Source organism: Vibrio sp. 1-Bac 57 (assembly GCF_037546855.1).
Classification (GTDB): domain Bacteria; phylum Pseudomonadota; class Gammaproteobacteria; order Enterobacterales; family Psychromonadaceae; genus Psychromonas.
The window spans coordinates 1-576 of sequence record NZ_JALAAC010000111.1; the positions used below are offsets into that span (position 1 = coordinate 1).

The 576-nt window shown below is 34.0% G+C and carries 1 protein-coding gene; it reads left to right on the top strand.

From position 1 onward, the window contains the following. Positions 1-45: 45 nt before the first annotated feature. Positions 46-396, top strand: coding sequence for a DUF3316 domain-containing protein (locus tag MT391_RS20735; RefSeq protein ID WP_499499992.1), 351 nt, complete (start codon positions 46-48; stop codon positions 394-396). Positions 397-576 lie beyond the last annotated feature (180 nt).

A 576-nucleotide genomic window follows, 5' to 3' on the forward strand; every position in this document is an offset into this window, starting at 1 on the left:
ACTTATAAATAGTTAACTTATAAACAAATTATTAGGGATTCCAAAATGAAAAAATTTACAACATTAACAGCAGTCGCAGCAACATTATTAATCAGTTCAAGCGTTTTTGCAGCATCACAAGTTGTGCATTCAGACAAAACATTCAGCACTGATGCATTCACAGATAAAGCAGCCGCTTATGAAGCTGGATTCGATTACATCGATTCACTCAATACATTACCAGCGAATGAATTACGTCAAAAATTAATCGTTATCAGCGACACACCTGCAAACGATATTAAAATTGATAACTCTAAAGTAACCATTCAAGAGTTTGCTCAAACACGTGACCAAGTAGCTTACCGTGCAGTAGTTGATGTGGATTACCACTTCACTACATTACGCTCAACTAACTAATTAACGGTTCGAGTTAAAGAATTAAGTCGCTACTGCCAGCTAATTAAGCCAATGAGTGCTAGCGACAAACAGAATAGATATCATCACTTATAAAAAAACAGTATTTATAAGAAAATTTTGATAAAAAAATTGATTAAGGGGTTTCTCATGAAAAAATTTACAACATTAACAGCAGTCGCG